The 1,083-nt window shown below is 76.0% G+C and carries 1 protein-coding gene; it reads right to left on the bottom strand.

Features of this window, described 5'->3' with window-relative positions; all coding sequences use genetic code 11:
• Positions 1–133: 133 nt before the first annotated feature.
• Positions 134–715 (bottom strand): hypothetical protein, encoded by a 582-nt coding sequence (locus tag ACFWY6_RS45545; protein WP_384703842.1) that lies wholly within the window; start codon positions 713–715, stop codon positions 134–136.
• Positions 716–1,083 lie beyond the last annotated feature (368 nt).

Here is a 1,083-nt window from a genome sequence, read left to right as displayed (position 1 = left end):
CTGGGCGCCTCTCGGGGGCGCGGTGCCTGCGTGTCTGTCCCTGGCGGCGTGCGGGGCGCGCGCGCGCCACCCCCCCCCCGCCCGCCCCCCCCCCCCCCCTCCCTTTTCCCGTCAGCTTCCCGTCAGTTTCCCGTCACGCCGTACGCAGCCCGAGCCGCTCGAGCTCCGCCTCCGCGAGGGCGTCCAGGGTCGCCGGGTCGGCGTTGCGCCAGCCCTCGGCGAGGCTGCCGGGAGTCGCGTCCGGGATGGCGTCGGCGGTGGCGGCCACCTCGTCCAGGGGGCGCAGCAGCGAGCGCAGGGCGAGCAGCTCGCGGCCGTCGTCGCTCGCCGCCAGCTCGTGGGCGGCCGCCGCCTGCCGGGTCCAGCGCAGCCGGCGGGGGAGCCAGCTGCCCAGGACGAGGCCGACGGGTACGAGGAAGACGGCGACGGCGCCCGCGGTCACCGCCGCGCGGACGATCACCGGGTCGCCGGTGTCGGCGGCGTTCGCGACGCCCCGCAGCGCGTCGTCGACCCGGTGGCCGACCAGGGGCAGCCGGGCGGCGGGTGAGCCGGGGGCGGGCGCCGAGGCGGCGGATCCGGCCGCTGGGAAGGCGAACTTGCAGGCCAGCCGGTACGTGACGACGGCGGCGGTGGACCAGAACGCGATCCAGAGCAGGATCGCGCCGTCGCCGGCGATCTGGCGGGCTCGGAGGTCGTAATTCTGGGCATACCACATGGTCCGATTTGACCCTTGGCGCGCGGAACACGGGGGCAGCCGCGCCGGGTTGGGGGCCCGGCGTCGCCGAGACGGTCGAGTGCGGACCCCCCGGCCGGCGTCCCGGTCTGCCGTTTGAGCAATAAACCAAATACCCCCCAACGTGCGCGAAATCACTGAATTCGTGACATACGCCCGATGGATCGGGCCGAAAGACCTTGGATGATGGAGAGCATGCACGACCTGTCCGCCGCCCAGGCGATCCGCCAGGCGACGGCCACGGGCCGTCGCCGCACGGCGCGCTGGGCGCCGGCCCCCCCGGCCCCGGACGCGCGCACCCCGCAGAGCAGCCCGGCCCGGATTTGCCCGGTCAACCCCCGCCCCCCCGA

This window comes from Streptomyces sp. NPDC059037 (assembly GCF_042740015.1).
In the GTDB taxonomy this organism is placed as follows: Bacteria; Actinomycetota; Actinomycetes; order Streptomycetales; family Streptomycetaceae; genus Streptomyces.
This window is presented reverse-complemented; position numbering and strand designations above follow the sequence as displayed.